The 17,485-nt window shown below is 59.8% G+C and carries 21 protein-coding genes and 1 pseudogene; 20 read left to right on the top strand and 2 right to left on the bottom strand.

What is annotated here, in order from left to right:
* The first annotated feature begins 1 nt into the window (after position 1).
* Entirely contained in the window at positions 2-412 is a 411-nt protein-coding gene (locus AFK24_RS25980) for a NifB/NifX family molybdenum-iron cluster-binding protein (protein WP_065835952.1), read from the top strand.
* 193 nt (positions 413-605) lie between these two features.
* Here AFK24_RS25980 and AFK24_RS25975 read toward each other — a convergent pair whose 3' ends face one another.
* Positions 606-1,172 (bottom strand): hypothetical protein, encoded by a 567-nt coding sequence (locus AFK24_RS25975; protein WP_065835951.1) that lies wholly within the window; start codon positions 1,170-1,172, stop codon positions 606-608.
* A 42-nt stretch (positions 1,173-1,214) separates the two neighbouring features.
* Positions 1,215-2,072, bottom strand: a complete 858-nt coding sequence (locus tag AFK24_RS25970; RefSeq protein WP_065835950.1) for an SIR2 family protein — start codon at positions 2,070-2,072, stop codon at positions 1,215-1,217.
* A gap of 456 nt (positions 2,073-2,528) precedes the next feature.
* Between AFK24_RS25970 and nifH the strand changes: the two genes are divergently transcribed.
* The 19 genes and pseudogenes from nifH (at position 2,529) to AFK24_RS25880 (ending at position 17,483) form a co-directional block, all read left to right on the top strand.
* On the top strand, positions 2,529-3,404 hold the full coding sequence (nifH, locus tag AFK24_RS25965) for a nitrogenase iron protein (protein ID WP_065835949.1): 876 nt from the start codon (positions 2,529-2,531) through the stop codon (positions 3,402-3,404).
* Positions 3,405-3,610: 206 nt separating this feature from the next.
* Complete coding sequence (gene nifD, locus AFK24_RS25960) at positions 3,611-5,092, top strand: nitrogenase molybdenum-iron protein alpha chain (RefSeq protein ID WP_065835948.1); 1,482 nt, start codon at positions 3,611-3,613, stop codon at positions 5,090-5,092.
* Between the two features lie 93 nt (positions 5,093-5,185).
* The gene (gene nifK, locus AFK24_RS25955; RefSeq protein ID WP_065835947.1) at positions 5,186-6,757 is read left to right on the top strand and encodes a nitrogenase molybdenum-iron protein subunit beta; all 1,572 of its coding nucleotides are present in this window, start codon (positions 5,186-5,188) and stop codon (positions 6,755-6,757) included.
* 110 nt (positions 6,758-6,867) lie between these two features.
* Positions 6,868-7,089: a putative nitrogen fixation protein NifT gene (gene nifT / locus AFK24_RS25950; RefSeq protein WP_065835946.1), complete on the top strand. Its 222-nt coding sequence runs from the start codon at positions 6,868-6,870 to the stop codon at positions 7,087-7,089.
* A 4-nt stretch (positions 7,090-7,093) separates the two neighbouring features.
* Complete coding sequence (locus AFK24_RS25945; RefSeq protein ID WP_065835945.1) at positions 7,094-7,843, top strand: dinitrogenase iron-molybdenum cofactor N-terminal domain-containing protein; 750 nt, start codon at positions 7,094-7,096, stop codon at positions 7,841-7,843.
* Complete coding sequence (locus AFK24_RS25940) at positions 7,840-8,109, top strand: DUF6129 family protein (RefSeq protein ID WP_065835944.1); 270 nt, start codon at positions 7,840-7,842, stop codon at positions 8,107-8,109. The genes AFK24_RS25945 and AFK24_RS25940 overlap by 4 nt, the downstream gene beginning before the upstream one ends.
* A gap of 3 nt (positions 8,110-8,112) precedes the next feature.
* A complete protein-coding gene (locus AFK24_RS25935) occupies positions 8,113-8,856 on the top strand; it encodes a 4Fe4S-binding leucine-rich repeat protein (protein ID WP_065835943.1) in 744 nt (247 codons plus the stop codon).
* Positions 8,857-8,958: 102 nt separating this feature from the next.
* Positions 8,959-9,288 (top strand): annotated as a pseudogene (locus AFK24_RS32150) (PAS domain-containing protein); the annotation flags it as partial.
* Between the two features lie 210 nt (positions 9,289-9,498).
* Positions 9,499-10,539, top strand: coding sequence for a methyl-accepting chemotaxis protein (locus AFK24_RS25930; RefSeq protein ID WP_430962181.1), 1,041 nt, complete (start codon positions 9,499-9,501; stop codon positions 10,537-10,539).
* A 226-nt stretch (positions 10,540-10,765) separates the two neighbouring features.
* The gene (gene nifE, locus AFK24_RS25925) at positions 10,766-12,181 is read left to right on the top strand and encodes a nitrogenase iron-molybdenum cofactor biosynthesis protein NifE (RefSeq protein ID WP_065835941.1); all 1,416 of its coding nucleotides are present in this window, start codon (positions 10,766-10,768) and stop codon (positions 12,179-12,181) included.
* A gap of 10 nt (positions 12,182-12,191) precedes the next feature.
* On the top strand, positions 12,192-13,568 hold the full coding sequence (gene nifN / locus AFK24_RS25920; protein WP_065835940.1) for a nitrogenase iron-molybdenum cofactor biosynthesis protein NifN: 1,377 nt from the start codon (positions 12,192-12,194) through the stop codon (positions 13,566-13,568).
* A gap of 3 nt (positions 13,569-13,571) precedes the next feature.
* A complete protein-coding gene (locus AFK24_RS25915) occupies positions 13,572-14,048 on the top strand; it encodes a NifB/NifX family molybdenum-iron cluster-binding protein (RefSeq protein ID WP_065835939.1) in 477 nt (158 codons plus the stop codon).
* 29 nt (positions 14,049-14,077) lie between these two features.
* A complete protein-coding gene (locus tag AFK24_RS25910; protein WP_065835938.1) occupies positions 14,078-14,560 on the top strand; it encodes a NifX-associated nitrogen fixation protein in 483 nt (160 codons plus the stop codon).
* A gap of 10 nt (positions 14,561-14,570) precedes the next feature.
* Positions 14,571-14,783 (top strand): CCE_0567 family metalloprotein, encoded by a 213-nt coding sequence (locus AFK24_RS25905; RefSeq protein ID WP_065835937.1) that lies wholly within the window; start codon positions 14,571-14,573, stop codon positions 14,781-14,783.
* Positions 14,784-15,218: 435 nt separating this feature from the next.
* Positions 15,219-15,512 (top strand): ferredoxin III, nif-specific, encoded by a 294-nt coding sequence (fdxB, locus tag AFK24_RS25900; RefSeq protein ID WP_065835936.1) that lies wholly within the window; start codon positions 15,219-15,221, stop codon positions 15,510-15,512.
* Between the two features lie 28 nt (positions 15,513-15,540).
* Entirely contained in the window at positions 15,541-15,864 is a 324-nt protein-coding gene (locus AFK24_RS25895; protein WP_065835935.1) for a 2Fe-2S ferredoxin, read from the top strand.
* Positions 15,865-15,868: 4 nt separating this feature from the next.
* On the top strand, positions 15,869-16,369 hold the full coding sequence (locus AFK24_RS25890) for a hypothetical protein (RefSeq protein ID WP_065835934.1): 501 nt from the start codon (positions 15,869-15,871) through the stop codon (positions 16,367-16,369).
* A complete protein-coding gene (locus AFK24_RS25885) occupies positions 16,369-16,740 on the top strand; it encodes a hypothetical protein (RefSeq protein ID WP_065835933.1) in 372 nt (123 codons plus the stop codon). The genes AFK24_RS25890 and AFK24_RS25885 overlap by 1 nt, the downstream gene beginning before the upstream one ends.
* Positions 16,737-17,483, top strand: a complete 747-nt coding sequence (locus AFK24_RS25880) for a DUF364 domain-containing protein (RefSeq protein WP_065835932.1) — start codon at positions 16,737-16,739, stop codon at positions 17,481-17,483. Before AFK24_RS25885 ends, AFK24_RS25880 begins: the two co-directional genes overlap by 4 nt.
* The last annotated feature ends 2 nt before the right edge of the window (positions 17,484-17,485 follow it).

Below are 17,485 nucleotides of genomic sequence, written 5' to 3'. Positions count from 1 at the left end.
CATGGGCCAAGAGCACCACAATGCCCGTCAACTGATCGCCGTGGCCATCGACCGCCACGGCCAGATCGCCGGGCACGCCGGGCGTGCGCACCGTTGGCGGGTATTCGACGTCTGGCCCGGCGAGGCGCCCGATGGCGCCTACACCCTGGAACTGGACGAACATGCCTGCCTGCATGAATGGCACGTCTGCCCACAACCGGAACGCCACCCCCTGCACAGCGTCGATATCGCAATTGCCGGCAGTGCCGGCGAAGGCGTAACGCGGCGCATGGGTGAACGCGGCGTGGTCCTGCTGACGACCGTCGAAACCGACCCGCAACGGGCGGTCAAAGCCTACCTGGCCGGCACCCTGCCGACCGGCCAACCCCACGATGAACAAGCCTGCGGCGGCGAAGGGCATCAGCATCCCTGAAGCTGGTTATGGCCTGCTTTAGGTTTGGTGTCCGTCCCCCTGGTTTACTGCGCTTTTGCACAAAACCAGGGGGCGTCCAATTAACCAAAAAAGTAACTAAATCGAAAACCAGGATCAGTCCTGCAAAATGGGCCGCTCTCGCCTATTAAAGAGCGGCACATTGCACCGCTCTGCCGTGTCCGGGAGCCATTGTTTAGATTGGCCCGCGTGCCTCGCGGCGCAGTTCTACGATATGCCCCAGGGCTTGCGGGAAGCTGAGGCTGTCCAGCTTTGGTGAGTACTCGGCCAGGGCTTTCTGGATGACCAGCAGCTTGTCTTCAGCGCTGTAGCCCTTGAAGTCGTCCTTGTCCAGTTTCAGGTCGCCCATCAAGGTATTCCAGATCGCACCGCCGTCGTAGTGTGGCAGCAGGGTGATGTTGACGCCGTCCAGGTCAACGATCAGTGCTTTGCCGAGGTTTTCTACGTAGAAAAGCACCTTAATGTTCGGTGCCAGGTCTGCGCGATAGTTTTCGACGAACAGTGGCAGGGTAGCCAGGTCAATCAGCCCGCCGACGACCATGCTCAGCTTGCCGTTTTGCTCCAGCACTGCGGCCTGCTTGACCACTGATTTGGGAGGCATGCGGCGACCGGAAGCGTCCGCGATGTCGCCTTCTTCGAGCACTAGGTCGCCACGGAAGGCGAAGGTGTCGGGCTGGGTAGACGCGCCGAGGATGCTCAGGTTGCATAGCAGACATCGGGTTTCGTAGTTTTTCAGCAGCATGGTTGGGCTCTCTCTGTGGAACGGGTTCAGTAGAAGGTGTCGTCAAGCCACCTTGGTGGTGTCGGGAGAGGCCAGGGCGAACAGTTCGCTCCAGTCGGCCTCGATCAGTTGCAGGTTCTTGCGCTCGCAGACCTTGCGTTCCTTGGCGCTGGGGTCGGCGATCAGCACCCAGCCAGCATCGTCGGCGGCGTCATGGATCAAGTCGCTCATGACCATGCGTTCGGTGTCACGGTTAAAGCGCATGCCCAGGAACAGGTAGCGTTTGTTGCGGCGTTGCAGCTTTATCCAGGCGGGTACGGCAAAGCCGCCCATCAGCTCGGTGATGTAGTCCACAAAATCAGCATCGCTGGCGACGTAGTTCGGTTTGGGCAGCGGGGTGCCTACCGGTTTGAACAACACCGGCAACTCCGAATCCACCTGTTCCAGGCTGATGGGGTGATAGCGCGTGCCGTCGAACTGATACAGGTCGAAGCGGTAGGGGGTGGCCGCGATCCGTGCCGCGCCCACGACCAGGGTGTGCAGGCGGTCGGCGTAGGCGTGTTGCAGCTGGGTGTCGCGGTTGCAATCGATCACATAAGGCAGGCGCAGGCTGGCCAGCCACTGGTGAAAGGGTGAGGTCGTCCAGTTATCGCCGCCGTAGGTTTGTGTCAGGAAGCGCTCAATGAAGCTGCGGCCCTTCTTGTTTTCCAGGTGCATGGCGGCACGCGGGAACTCATACATGAGTCGCGGCGCCATGGGCTGGCCTCCGGTCATGGCCAGGATCAGGCTATTACTGTCGGCCGGTATCGGCAGGCCGCTGCTGCGGTCGACCACGCCTTGCAATACGCCGGGGCCCAGGTAGGGAACGATATTGCCGCTCGCCAGGCTGTTCAGAATGTTCTGCATCGAGCTGTTATTCACGGGACGCTCCTGCTGTAAATGTTCGCAGGAGCTATTCGCAATAAACACGCCAAGCGTTGATTGCCCGGCAACTCGTTGATATCGCTGATATTGAATGCGGCACAGGGTTGGGCGTGGGGCGGGGTATTCACGACAATTGTCGTATTTATCACAGTTACTAAAGTTCGCCAGAAGTTATCCCCAGGCAACTCTATATAGGCAGTTGAAGGCAGGCCGGTCATGAATACAAAGCGGCCGCGAAGTTTGTTGGGTTGTCGCCATTACAACCGACAGTCGCGACTTTTTGTTGTGTATGCCACTGCCTCAGGTGTTTTGTGCTTCATAAAAAAATGATTTAAAACAATCGGTTATCTTCATTTTCAAGCACTGGCACAAACACTGCACTTGTCCAGTTGCGCAGGCTTGTTCGTGCCTACAGCCCACTGTCGATGTGGAACGAAACCGAGGACTTTTATTATGGCAATGCGTCAATGCGCTATCTACGGAAAGGGTGGGATTGGTAAATCCACAACCACCCAGAACCTCGTAGCGGCCCTGGCCGAAAGCGGCAAAAAAGTGATGATTGTCGGCTGCGACCCTAAAGCCGACTCCACCCGCCTGATTCTGCACGCCAAGGCCCAGAACACTATCATGGAAATGGCGGCTGAGGCCGGCACCGTGGAAGATCTGGAGCTTGAAGATGTGCTTAAGGCTGGCTACGGCGGCATTAAGTGCGTCGAGTCGGGCGGCCCTGAGCCAGGTGTCGGCTGCGCTGGTCGCGGTGTAATTACCGCAATCAACTTCCTCGAAGAGGAAGGCGCCTACGATGAAGACTTGGACTTTGTGTTCTACGACGTACTCGGCGACGTGGTGTGCGGCGGTTTCGCCATGCCCATCCGCGAGAACAAAGCCCAGGAAATCTACATCGTTTGCTCCGGCGAGATGATGGCCATGTACGCGGCCAACAACATCTCCAAAGGCATCGTGAAGTATGCCAACTCTGGCAGCGTTCGCCTGGCGGGGTTGATCTGCAACAGCCGCGAGACCGACCGTGAAGATGAGTTGATCATCGCTCTGGCCGAGAAGCTGGGCACGCAGATGATCCACTTCGTACCCCGCGACAACATCGTGCAGCGCGCTGAAATTCGCCGCATGACGGTTATCGAGTACGACCCTACCTGCAAGCAGGCTGACGAGTACCGTTCGCTGGCGAACAAAATCCTGCACAACAAGAAAATGATCATACCGACCCCGATCACCATGGACGAACTCGAAGCGCTGTTGATGGAGTTCGGCATCATGGATGAAGAAGACGCTGCCATTGTCGGTAAAACCGCTGAAGAAATTGCCTGATAGCTCTGCCATGAACCTGCTCATGTTCAGGCAAGCGCAGGTTCAGAACCCGATCACGGCCTGCCGATAGTTCAGGCCAGGCAGGCCGTGAGGGTTCATCGGACGGGGCAGGGCAGATTAGCCCTGCCGGAGATCCGCATTGCGTCTGGCGCAATGCGGGGCCTCCGTTACCCGCACATGAACGCAAGGCAAGAGGAGTTCATACCATGTCCGGTATGTCACGCGAGGAAGTCGAATCCCTTATCCAGGAAGTCCTGGAGGTTTACCCCGAAAAAGCGCGCAAAGAGCGTGCAAAACACTTGGCGCCCAATGATCCAACGCTGGAGCAGTCCAAGAAGTGCATCACTTCCAACAAGAAGTCTCTGCCGGGGATGATGACCATCCGTGGCTGCGCCTACGCTGGCTCCAAAGGGGTGGTGTGGGGGCCCGTCAAGGACATGATCCATATTTCTCACGGCCCGGTTGGCTGCGGTCAATATTCGCGTGCCGGTCGGCGTAACTATTACATCGGCACCACCGGCGTGAACGCCTTCGTGACCATGAACTTCACCTCGGATTTCCAGGAGAAGGACATTGTTTTCGGGGGAGACAAGAAGCTCTCTACATTGATCGACGAAATCCAGACCCTGTTCCCGCTGAACAAGGGCATCTCGATCCAGTCCGAATGCCCTATCGGCCTGATCGGCGACGACATTGAAGCCGTGGCCAAGAAAAAGGCCATCGAGCATGAAACCACCGTGGTTCCGGTGCGTTGCGAAGGTTTCCGTGGCGTGTCGCAATCGCTCGGTCACCACATCGCCAACGACTCGATCCGCGACTGGGTACTGCCCAATCGGGACAATGACGATAGCTTTCAGAGCACGCCTTACGACGTTTCTATCCTGGGTGACTACAACATTGGCGGTGACGCCTGGTCGTCGCGCATCCTGCTCGAAGAAATGGGCTTGCGCGTCGTGGCTCAGTGGTCCGGCGATGGCACCCTGGCAGAGATGGAGCTGACCACCAAGGTCAAGCTCAACCTGCTGCACTGCTATCGTTCGATGAACTACATCTCCCGCCACCTGGAAGAGAAGTATGGAATTCCGTACTTGGAGTACAACTTCTTCGGCCCGACCAAAACAGCCGAGTCGCTGCGCGCCATTGCTGCGTTTTTCGACGACAGCATCAAGGCCAAGTGCGAAGAAGTGATCGCCCGCTATGAGACTGAATGGCAAGCGGTGATCGCCAAGTACCGGCCACGTCTGGAAGGCAAGCGCGTCATGCTTTACGTCGGCGGCTTGCGCCCACGTCACGTGATCGGCGCTTATGAAGACTTGGGCATGGAAGTGGTCGGCACCGGCTACGAGTTCGGTCACAACGACGACTACGACCGCACGCTCAAGGAAATGGGGAGCGCCACGCTGTTGTACGACGATGTCACCGGCTACGAATTCGAAGAGTTCGTGAAGAAGGTCAAACCCGACCTGATCGGCGCTGGCATCAAGGAAAAGTACATCTTCCAGAAAATGGGCGTGCCCTTCCGGCAGATGCACTCCTGGGACTATTCAGGCCCGTACCACGGCTTCGACGGCTTCGCCATCTTCGCCCGTGACATGGACATGACCCTGAACAACCCATGCTGGAAAAAACTGCAAGCACCGTGGCAGAAACCGGAGCAGGTCGCCGAGAAAGTCGCGGCCAGCGCCTGATTCGCCCATTGGAGTGCAACATCCGCTGCGGGCTCGCCCGCAGCCGATTTCCGTGATCGCCGTTCACAGATGAGTGAGGCGAAGGAGAGAGTCATGAGCCAGCAAGTCGACAACATCAAAGCCAGTTACCCCTTGTTTCTGCAAGACGAATACAAGGATTCGCTCGCCCGTAAGCGTGATGATTTCGAAGAGAAGCACCCGCAGGAAAAAATCGACGAAGTCTTCCAGTGGACCACCACTCAGGAATACCAGGAGCTGAACTTCAAGCGCGAGGCCCTGACCATCAACCCGGCCAAGGCTTGCCAGCCACTGGGTGCGGTGCTCTGTGCCCTGGGTTTTGAGAAGACCATGCCCTATGTGCACGGCTCGCAAGGCTGCGTGTCGTATTTCCGCACTTACTTTAACCGTCACTTCAAGGAGCCGATTTCCTGCGTCTCCGACTCCATGACCGAGGACGCCGCGGTATTCGGTGGTCAGCAGAACATGAAGGACGGCCTGCAAAACTGTCGGGAAACCTACAAGCCCGACATGATCGCGGTCTCCACCACCTGCATGGCTGAAGTCATCGGTGATGACCTCAACGCCTTCATCAACAACTCCAAGGTTGCCGGCTTCATACCCGAAGACTTTGCCGTACCCTACGCCCACACCCCGAGCTTCGTTGGCAGCCATGTCACCGGCTGGGACAACATGTTCGAAGGCATCGCCCGTTACTTCACCCTCAAGACCATGGAAGACAAAGTGGTTGGCAGTAACCACAAGGTCAACATCGTGCCGGGCTTTGAGACTTACCTGGGCAACTTCCGGGTGATCAAGCGCATGCTCAAGGAAATGGACGTTGGCTACAGCTTCCTTTCCGACCCGGACGAAGTGCTGGACACCCCCGCTGACGGTCACTTCCGCATGTACTCCGGCGGCACCACCCAAGACGAGATGAAGGACGCGCCGAACGCCTACACCACCTTCTTGCTGCAACCCTGGCAGTTGGACAAGACCCGCAAACTGGTCGAAGGCACCTGGAAGCAGGACGTGCCCAAGTTGAGCGTGCCCATGGGCCTGGACTGGACCGACGAATTCCTGATGAAAGTCAGCGAAGTCACCGGCCAGGAAATTCCGGAAAGCCTGAGCAAGGAGCGCGGTCGGCTGGTCGACATGATGACCGACTCGCACACCTGGTTACACGGCAAGCGTTTCGCCCTTTGGGGTGACCCGGACTTCGTCATGGGCATGGTCAAGTTCTTGCTGGAGTTGGGCGCCGAGCCGGTACACATCCTGTGCAACAACGGTAACAAGCGCTGGAAAAAGGCAGTCGAAGCCCTGCTGGAAACCTCGCGGTATGGCAAGAACTGCACGGTCTACACCGGCAAGGATCTGTGGCACATGCGTTCGCTGGTCTTCACCGACAAGCCGGACTTCATGATCGGCAACAGCTACGGCAAGTTCATCCAGCGCGACACCTTGCACAAGGGCAAAGAGTTCGAGGTGCCGTTGATCCGTCTCGGCTTCCCGATCTTTGACCGGCACCACCTGCACCGCCAGACCACCATGGGTTACGAAGGCGCCATGCAGATGCTGACCACCTTGGTCAACGCCGTGCTTGAGCGTCTGGACGAAGAGACCCGTGGTATGCAAACCACCGACTACAACTACGACCTGGTTCGCTGAGTCGTCGCTGTCCGGTATGTGCCGGGAGGGCTCGCCCTCCCGGCTTTTTCGTTGGTCGCAGCCACTTTTCATACAGCGCCACGCCAACTCTTCGCCCATGGAGCAACACCATGCCGAGCGTCATGATCCGTCGTAACTCGCAAGGTCAACTGACCTTCTACGTTGCAAAAAAAGACCTGGAAGAAACCATCGTCAGTCTTGAGCATGACAGCCCTGACTGCTGGGGCGGAAAAGTCACTCTGGGCGATGGCAGTGCTTATTACCTGGAGCCCATGTCTATCCCGCCGACCCTGCCCATCACCCTGCGGGCCAAGCGAGCCAGCGAGGATTGAGCCCATGGCCGCAGCCAACGCAGAACCCCGCCTGCCAGCCCACCTCGCCTTGCGTATCGCTTTGGCGGCACGTGAAATCAAGGGGATGGATAGCGCACGTTTGTTACGTGCTGTACTCGCGGTGACCGGAGAGCCGATCACTGCTTCACGCCTGGAAAAACTACGCCTGTCGCGCTTGCGCGCGCGCTTGCTCATCCCGACCGAGGGCAGCGCACAGCCGCAGGCCATTAACGAGCGTCAGCTGCAACGTGCCGTCAGCCTGTTGCGTGGGCGTGGTGTGCAAATGCCGCAGGAGCCGCTGCCAACGCCTGAGGCTTACCGCGACGGCGACCTGCGCGACTCGGTGCGCATCGCCTGTGCCTCGAATCAGGGCGAATGCTTGAACGGCAGCTTCGGCAACTGTGCGCGTTTTCTCATCTATCAGATTTCGCCCAAGGCCAGTCGGCTGATCGCCCTGCGCGAACCTGCCCCGGTGCAGGAGGAAGAGGATCGTCTGGTCCGCCGCGCCGCACTGCTGCACGACTGCCAACTGCTTTACACCCTGAGCATCGGCGGTCCGGCGGCAGCCAAGGTGATCCGCGTCGGGGTGCACCCGATCAAGGTTGCCGCCCCGGTGCCAGCCCGTGAAATCGTCGAAGAACTGCAACGCATACTCGCCAGCGCACCGCCACCCTGGCTGGCCAAGGCCATGGGTGCCGAGCCCGATCAGCGCGTGCGCTTTACCGGCAATAGCAACGGATGGAAACCATCATGATCGAACAGAGCCTGCTTGATAACGTGATTAACCAGGCCGAGCGCAGCCCGCTTGACGATGCGCTGCTCGCCAGCTTGCGCGGCGCTTGGCCCGGCGTGCACTTCACCTGCTGCATGGACGACGATATTGTCGCCAACGCCCGCCCGGTTGCCCATTGCCCCGGTTTCAACGTCTATCTGGTCAACTCCAGCAGCCACTGCTCGGTGCTCACCAATGACCTTGAAGCCGCCTCCGGCATCGTCCTGGCCCAAGTGATCGAGGACTGAGCCATGGCCGACGACCCGATTGCGGACATCACCCCGATTGCCGACTGCCGCGCCTGCAGTTTTCACGGCAACCTGCTGCTCAGCGGCCGCTGCACCCCCGGCGACACCTGTGTGGCGGTGTACAGCGGCCGGCAGATCGATCGTTTCTTTCGCAACAATCCGCAGATAGCCGTGCGTTATCTCGCTGATCCGTTTTGGGAGCGCCGCGCCATCGCCGTGCGCTACGCCCCGGTGGAGGGGCTGGTCAACCTCAAACAGGACGAAGACGAAGTGGTACGCCGCGCCGTCGCCTACCGTCTGCCGCGCGAACAGCTCGGCGAACTGATGCACGACCCTGACCGCGAAGTGCGCATCACCGTCGCTGACCGCCTGCCGGTCGAACAACTGGAGCAGATGGCTGGCGACCCGGACTATCTGGTTCGCGCCTACGTCGTGCAGCGTATCGCGCCGGGCCGATTGTTTCGCTTTATCCGCGACGATGATCGTCAGGTGCGTAAATTCGTTGCCCAGCGCCTGCCCGAAGAAAGCCTCGGGCTGATGAGCACCGACCCCGAACCTGAAGTTCGGCGTTTGGTCGCGGCGCGCCTCAGCGGCGATGACGTGCTTGATCTGCTCCACGATTCCGATTGGACCGTGCGCCTGGCCGCTGTGGAAAACGCCTCCCTCGATGCCTTGCGCAAACTGGACGAGCAAGACCCCGAAGTAAAAATGGCAATAGCACAACGTTTAGAGGGTGTTCTCAATTAGTTGCGCAGCGGGAATGCAATCGAGACGACCTCCTGCATACCACCTTATGCACGCCATCTCCTGTACGGGAGTCCCCTGAGAGCCTGATACGAGTACACATGAATGCGGCACAATCAACCCGTAACCGGACAGTTCATAGAGCTGCCCGCAGATGCCAACATCCTGTCTACGACTGACATTCAGGGCAACATTACTTACGTCAATCCTGATTTCGTCAGGATAAGCGGCTTTACCGAAGCCGAGTTGTTGGGGCAACCCCACAACATCATCAGGCATCCAGACATGCCTGATGCGGCCTTTAAACACATGTGGGCGACCCTCAAGTCCGGGTCTTCCTGGATGGGGCTGGTAAAAAACCGCTGCAAGAATGGCGACCATTACTGGGTCAGCGCCTATGTCACGCCTATCGCCAAAAACGGCCAGACAGTCGAATACCAATCGGTGCGCACCAGGCCGGACCAGGTCCAAGTGCTCGCGGCCGAAAAGCTGTACGCGCAGTTGCGAGAGGGCAGCAGGCCCCTGACCCGGCGCCTTGCCTTGGGCCTGACGGTAAAGCTCTCGTTGCTGGTCGGTCTTGTCATCGTCCTGGCGTTGCTGGCGGGTGCTGTCCTGTTTTCTCTGCCATTGAGCAGCGTCTTGTTTATGTCGGGGCTCGCGGCTGGACTGAGTGCGCTGTGCATCAAGGTACTGCTGGCACCCCTCGGCGCCTTAGTGGGCATGACGCGCAGCGTTGCCGACAATCCTTTGAGTCAACTGCTCTATAGCGCCAGCCTGGATGAGTTCGGGCAACTTGATTTTGCCTTGCGCATGGCACAGGCGCAGACCGGCTCAGTGATAGGCCGTATTGCGGACTCGGCCAATGGCCTTGGGGCCTATGCCCAATTGCTGGTGAAACAGATCGACGACAGCAACGAATTGACCGCAAGGCAGCACGCTGAAACCGATCAAATCGCCACCGCCATCAACCAAATGGTCGTTAGCGTCCAACAAGTGGCAAGCAATGCCCAAAGCGCTGCTGGCGCCGCGAGAAAAGCCGACGATGAAACCCTCAGCGGCCAACAGTTGATGGCTCACACCAGCGGCTCGATCAGCGAGCTTGAGGACGATATCGAGCGGGCGGCACAGGTCATCCATGAGTTGGAAAACCATAGTCATGCTATTTCCAAAGTGCTGGATGTGATTCGGGGTATCGCAGAGCAAACTAATTTACTGGCCCTCAACGCTGCCATCGAGGCCGCTCGTGCGGGGGAGCAAGGCCGGGGATTCGCTGTCGTTGCCGACGAAGTGCGTGCGCTGGCCTCACGGACCCGCCAGTCGACTACCGATATTCAACAAATGATCGGCGTATTACTGGCCGGTGCGCATAGCGCGGTGAGCGTCATGGGTAAAAGTCGCGAGCAGGCCCAGGCGAGTGTCAGTCGTGCGCAACAGGCAGCCGATGCGCTGTCCGGGATTGGCCGACAGGTGAACGAAATCAATGAAATGAACAGGCAAATAGCGGCAGCCGTAGAGCAGCAGGGAGCGGCCAGCGAAAATATCAATCGCAGTATCAGCAGCATCCGTGACGCCGCTGATATGAACGTCAAGACTGGGCAAAACAACCGCGAGAGTGCCGTAGAAATGGCCAGATTGACCGCCAATCTTGATGCCTTGACCCATCAGTTCTGGGTGAAACAGCGCTGAGTACCGGCGACCCACGCCATGCGCAAGCCTTCCCCCAAGACAAACCATGGCTGCAATCCGCCCTCGGTCTGTTGCAAACCCGACATCCGGGTATGTTCACGACAATTCTGTTTCTATAAAACCTTATATAAAACAACAAATTAAGCGTTGGTACAGGCATTGCAAAAGGTCATTCACAGGTCGCGTCAGTTGGTTTACGCGATGCGCCAAGACCGGAGGGTGTGCGATGAAAGCCAAGAATATTGCCGAGTTGCTCGACGAACCTGCCTGCACCCATAACAAGAAGGAGAAGTCCGGCTGCGCTAAACCCGCACCGGGCGCCACCGATGGGGGGTGTGCCTTCGATGGGGCGCAGATCGCATTGCTGCCCATTGCCGATGTGGCGCATATCGTCCACGGGCCGATTGCCTGTGCCGGGAGTTCCTGGGACAACCGCGGCACCCGCTCTAGCGGGCCAGAGTTGTACCGCATCGGCATGACCACCGACCTGACCGAGCAGGACGTGATCATGGGGCGCGCCGAGAAACGCCTGTTCCATGCCATCCGCCAGGCGGTGGAGACGTATGCGCCGCCAGCGGTATTCGTTTACAACACCTGCGTCCCGGCACTGATAGGTGACGATGTGGATGCGATCTGCAAGGCTGCCAGTGAGCGGTTCGCCACGCCGGTAGTCCCGGTGGACGCGGCGGGTTTCTATGGCACCAAGAACCTGGGCAACCGCATTGCCGGAGAGGCGATGGTCAAGTACGTGATCGGCACCCGGGAGCCGGATGTACTGCCGCCACAGAGCCAGCGCGAAGGTATCCGCGTGCACGATGTGAACCTGATCGGCGAATACAACATTGCCGGTGAATTCTGGCATGTGTTGCCGCTGCTCGACGAGCTGGGCCTGCGGGTGCTCTGCACGCTGTCCGGCGATGCGCGCTTTCGCGAGGTGCAGAGCATGCACGCCGCCGAGGTGAACATGATGGTCTGCTCCAAGGCCATGCTCAACGTCGCGCGCAAGTTGCAGGAGCGTTTTGGCACGCCGTGGTTCGAGGGCAGTTTCTACGGCATTACCGACACCTCGCAAGCGCTGCGCGATTTCGCCCGGTTGATCGGCGACGACGACCTGAGCGCGCGTACCGAAGCGCTGATCGCTCGCGAGGAGGCAAAGATTCGCACCGCGCTGGAACCCTGGCGCGCCCGCCTGCATGACAAACGCGTGCTGCTGTATACCGGCGGGGTGAAATCCTGGTCGGTGATTTCTGCCTTGCAAGATCTGGGCATGACGGTGGTCGCCACCGGCACCAAGAAGTCCACCGAGGAAGACAAGGAGCGCATCCGCGAACTGATGGGCGACGACGTGAAGATGCTTGAGGAAGGCAATCCGCGAGCACTGCTCAGGACGGTGGACGAGTACCGCGCCGACATTCTTATCGCGGGCGGTCGCAACATGTACACCGCGCTGAAAGCGCGCATCCCGTTCCTGGATATCAACCAGGAACGCGAGTTTGGCTACGCCGGTTACGACGGCATGCTGGAGTTGGTGCGCCAGTTATGCCTGACCATCGAAAGCCCGGTCTGGGAGGCGGTACGTCGTCCTGCGCCGTGGGCTGGTACTGCGCAGGTTCTGGCGCATCCGCAAATCGTCAACGGTTGAGGAGCGCGACATGGCCGAGATAGTCAACCGCAAGAAAGCCCTGGCCGTCAGCCCGCTGAAGGCCAGCCAGACCATGGGTGCCGCGCTGGCATTCCTTGGCATGCAACGCAGCATGCCGTTGATGCACGGCTCGGCGGGTTGCACGGCGTTCGCCAAGGTGTTCTTCGTGCGCCATTTCCGCGAGCCGGTGCCCTTGCAGACCACGGCCATGGATCAGGTCAGCTCGGTCATGGGCGCCGATGAAAACATCATCGAAGCACTGAAGACGATTTGCGAAAAGCAGCAACCAGCCATTATCGGCCTGGTCAGCACCGGCCTGGCGGAAACCCAGGGCTGCGACATGACCCGGGCCGTGCACGAATTCCGCCAGGAGTATGAGGAGTACAACGAGGTGGCGGTGGTGGCGGTAAGCACCCCGGATTTCAGCGGTTGCTTCGAGAGCGGGTTCGCGGCGGCGGTCAAAGCCATTATCGAAACCCTGATTCCAAATGAGCGGGGCCGCGCCGGTCAACGCCCGCGTCAGGTCAACGTCTTGTGTTCGGCCAATCTGACGCCGGGCGATCTGGAGTTTATCTGCGACAGCATCGAAAGTTTCGGTTTGCGCCCGCTGCTGATTCCCGATCTGTCCGGCTCGCTGGACGGGCACCTGGACGATGCCGATTTCAACCCGCTGACCACCGGCGGGCTGAGCCTGACTGAGCTAGCGACCGCGCCGCTGAGTATTGCGACGTTGGTGGTCGGGCAGAGCCTGCATGGCGCGGCCGATGCCTTGGCCACGCGTACCGGCGTGCCGGATTGGCGCTTCGGTTTGCTGCTCGGGCTGGATGCGGTGGATGGTTGGTTGATGGCGCTGGCCGAGATCAGCGGCAACCCGGTCCCGGAGCGTTGGCAGCGCCATCGTCGGCAGTTGCAGGACTGCATGCTCGACACTCACTTCATGCTCGGCGATGCACGGGTGGCGATTGCCGCCGACCCGGATTTGTTGCTCGGCTTCGATGCGCTGCTGCGCGGCACGGGCGCGCGCACCGTGAGTGCGGTGGTCCCGGCCCGTTCAGCCTCACTGGCGGCATCGCCCCTGGAACAGATCCAGGTCGGCGATCTCGAAGACCTCGAACACAGTGCCCGCGAGCAGCAGGCGCAACTGATCCTGGGCAACAGCCATGCACTCGATTGCGCCCGGCGTCTTGATCTACCGCTGCTGCGCATGGGCTTTCCGCAGTACGACTTGATGGGGGGCTTTCAACGTTGCTGGCTGGGTTATCGCGGCACCAGCCAGATACTGTTCGATATCGCCAACCTGCTGACCGAACATCATTCGGGCATCGCCGCGTATCACTCGATTTACGCACAGAAACCCACTGACGAACGTAACCAGAAGAGGCACTGAGCCATGGCCAGCCCTACTCGACAACTGCAAGTCCTCGATGGCGAGGATGACGGCACGCTGCTGAAAGTGGCCTTCGCTTCATCGGACCGCGATCAGGTCGATCAGCATTTTGGCTCCTCGCGTGCCTTCGTTATCTATGGTGTCAACCTGGAGCGGGCGCAGCTGTTGTCGCTCGCTGAATTCGACGATCAGGAGCAGGACGGCAACGAAGACAAACTGCTCAGCAAGCTCGATTTGCTTGATGGCTGCATCGCCGTGTATTGCCGCGCCTGTGGCGCATCGGCAGTGCGACAGCTGCTTGCCATTGGCGTGCAGCCGGTAAAGGTCGGCGAGTCGGCGCGCATAGGCGAGTTGATCCAGGCGTTGCAAGCAGAACTTCGTGCTGGCCCTTCTACCTGGCTGGCAAAAGCGATTCAACGTACCCAGGCTGGAGGCCAGCAGCGTTTCGACGCCATGGCCGCCGAAGGCTGGGATGACTAAGTTGTAGCCATTAGAAACGAGGAAATAACATGTACCAAGAGCCGCAACAGCCACAGGTGCTCAGCGAAGATGATCCGGCGCTGCAACAGCCGGTCATCCGTCAGATGGTGGTGCAACTGCGCGCCATGGACAGTTATGGCACCTACGACACCTGGACCGACGCCCGCGTGCTCGACCCGATTGTCCTGACCAAGGAACGGCGTCGCCTTATTCCAGTGGTCGGTGACCCGGACGAAACCACGCTGGCGCGGGTGAAGGCTTATTACAACGCCATCGCCCAGATGATCGAACGCGAAACCGGGTTGATGGCGGTGCCAATGATCAATATCAGCCATGAAGGCTTTGGCCGGGCGTTGATCCTGGTCGGCAAACTGGTGGCGCTGGACAAGGTGTTGCGCGATGTCCACCGTTTTGGCTTCGAGTCCCTTGAAGCGTTGATCGTTGAGTCCGAGAAGGCGCTGGGCACGGCCACCCGACTGATCGCTGAAAACCGTAGCGTGGCCGAACTCTGAGGACGCAGGCATGAGTGAAGAAGAACTGAAAGCTTTGCAGAAGGAAGTCAGCCAGAAGAAACGCATCGCCAGCGATTGGGCCGGGCAGATCCACGACTTGGTCGAGGATCGCCTGCTCAGCGCCTATGCAGAGCTGCCGGAACTGGCGCAGCACACCCATCAGGCTTGCCTGGACTGGGCAGACGCCAAAGCCCGGCTGGACCGGGCTGGCAAAGATCAGTAGGAGATTTCCCGATGTCGCTGATACCGCGCTGTCGCGCAGCAAACACGGTCCGTGTAATTGGAGCGGGCTTGCCCGCGATCGGCCCGGGGTCGCGTCCGACCGTAGCGGTCGTGAACCAACGCTCACGTTTCTTCCAGTAAAACAGCGTCTGGCGTTCTGCGACTGCTGTGCAGTCGATCGCGGGCAAGGACTGGCCGTCCGCCCCGTTCCAACAATCGAGCGCATTCTTCTGTAGGAGTGGGCTTGCCCGCGATGAGGACGGGACGGCCTCCAGGCACTCAGTGGCGCAGACGAATGGCAGGATGAAGACAGTTGCTCCTACCGATCTTTGTCTGGTCGGCGGCGACCGGCATAAAAAATACAGATTCAGGGACGACACACATATAAACCGTGGGTACCCCGCGCTCAAGGCGTGGGGGAGATAGGAGATAAGGCATGACTGGAACAATCACCGGGCTTACCCGGGGCGGAGCCGAGTGGACGCCGCAATTCATTACTGCTCTGGATGCACAAAAGTGCATCGGTTGCGGACGTTGCTACAAGGTCTGCCCACGGGACGTCTTCACTTTGGTGGAGCGCGGCAGCGTGGTCGAGGCGGACGATGATTACGACGACGATGACGAAATGCAGGTCATGACCATCCAGAACGGTCTGGACTGCATTGGCTGTACATCGTGCTCCAGGGTCTGCCCGAAGCAGTGTCATTCCCATCAGCCCGCAGCGGCCTGACCGTCTGTTGAGGAGTGAGGAAGCGATCATGGCCAAACCCGATTTCCATATTTTCATCTGTACCCAGCGCCGCCAGGAGGGGCATCCGCGTGGCAGTTGCGGCGCCAAGGGCGGCGAAAAGGTGTTCGATGCTTTTGCTCAGGCGTTGATCCGTCGCAACCTGCAATGGCGCATGGCGTTGACCGGCACCGGGTGTCTGGGCCCGTGCCAGGCGGGTGCCAATGTGCTGATTTATCCCGGCTCGATCATGTACAGCTGGGTCGAGCCGCAGGATGCTGAATTGATCGTGGAGCAGCACTTGCTGGGCGGCGAACCCTACGCGGACAAACTCACTCCAGCGCAGATCTGGTAACGCAATGGCTGACGTGTCGCTGCTCAGTTCCCGGCTTGCGTACTTCTCCAGCAAAACACCGCAGGGGCTGCGTTATTTGCTTGACCATGCGCTGTGCGCCCAGTCGCCGCAGGTTGTCGAGACCTCCTTGCTGGAAGCGCGCAGACGCTGGCCATCCGAGCCGGACGCGCATATCGGTTTGTACAAGTTCTACTTCGTCGCCAGCCGTTACGTTGAGGCTGAAGCGGCGGTGTGGGCGGCGTTGCGCATCGCCGCCACGAACGCCGGATTCAGTCGCAACTATCGCCGTTTGGGGCCTGACAGTGCTGACTGGAGCCGCCGTGATGGCGCCGAACGCTTATACCTGTTCAGCCTTAAAGCAATGGGGGTGATCCGCCTGCGTCGCGCAAAAGTTGCCGACGCCCGACGGGTGCTGGAAAAACTGCTTGAGCTTGACCCGTTCGACGAAATTGGCGGTGCGGCCTTTCTGCGGATCGCCCAGTCTTTCGATGAGGATACTTTCTGATGATGCCGCTCGACCACATGCTGCAAAAGGCCCAGCCCTTGTTCGCGGAGACCTGGACCGCCTTGCTTGGCTGTCTGCAACGGGCCGGTATCGAGGGCGGATTGGCCGTCGTCGGCACGCCAAACAGTCGCAGTGAGCTGCGCGAAGATCCATTCGATCACAGCCTGGCGGTGTATGCCGAATGGCGTAGCGAGCGCAATAGTTATTTGGGCAGCATTCTGCTCACCGGCGATGGTCAGGTGTTCGCTGAATTCGACATCCTGTTGCCGCACCCGGCCAAGCCGCAATGGGTCATCGAAGCCGTCACCGCCTGGGGCAAACCCGGCGCGCTGAAAAGTGAGCTGCGTCTATTGCCGGCGCTGGGCGAATGAACGCGCTCTACGATTGGCTGCTGGGCAGCAGCACACACGTCACGCCGGTGCAGCGCGTCTGCCTGGGTTTGAACTGGACGTTGGCCGAAGTGGCCGATCATCAGGGCTTCGCCTTCAGCCCGCGACAGGTGCCGCGCACTCTGAGCTGGGCAGGCACGCTGCGGGGGCAGCCCAGCGACCAACTGCGCCGCTGGCTGTTGTCGTGGAATGACGCGGAGGCGGCCATCGGTCTGGCGGTGCTCAATGCCAGCATCAATACCGCCGATGGCTGCGCCGGGCAGGCCACCCCGCTGCGCAGCGACACGGTGCCCGGCCATCTGTGGGTGTTCAGCCATTTCGGCCCCCGCCTGCAAGGGCAACGGGTCGTGGTGATCGGCCATTATCCCGGCCTCGAACAGCTGTGGCGGGACGTCGCCTATGACTGTCTGGAGCGCCAGGTGCAGGAGGGCGATCTGCCGGACAGCGCCGCTGAATACTTGCTGCCGCAGGCAGATTGGGTGTTCGTCAGCGCCAGCAGCATCGCCAACAAAACCTTGCCGCGCCTGCTGGAGCTGTCGCGCCATGCCCAAGTGGTGCTGATGGGGCCGAGCCTGCCATGGCTGCGTGAGTGGAGTCGCTTCGGCGTGAACTACTTGGCCGGTGTGCGCGTGCTGGACGGCGCGGCCGCGCAGCAAGTGGTCATGGAAGGCGGCGGCACCCGGCTATTCGCAGGCCCCGTCGAATACGCTTTGCTTGAGTTGTGACC

This window comes from Pseudomonas syringae (genome assembly GCF_001698815.1).
Taxonomy (GTDB): domain Bacteria; phylum Pseudomonadota; class Gammaproteobacteria; order Pseudomonadales; family Pseudomonadaceae; genus Aquipseudomonas; species Aquipseudomonas syringae_A.
The sequence above is the reverse complement of the archived record's forward strand: the minus strand, read 5'-3'. Positions and strand labels throughout refer to the sequence as shown.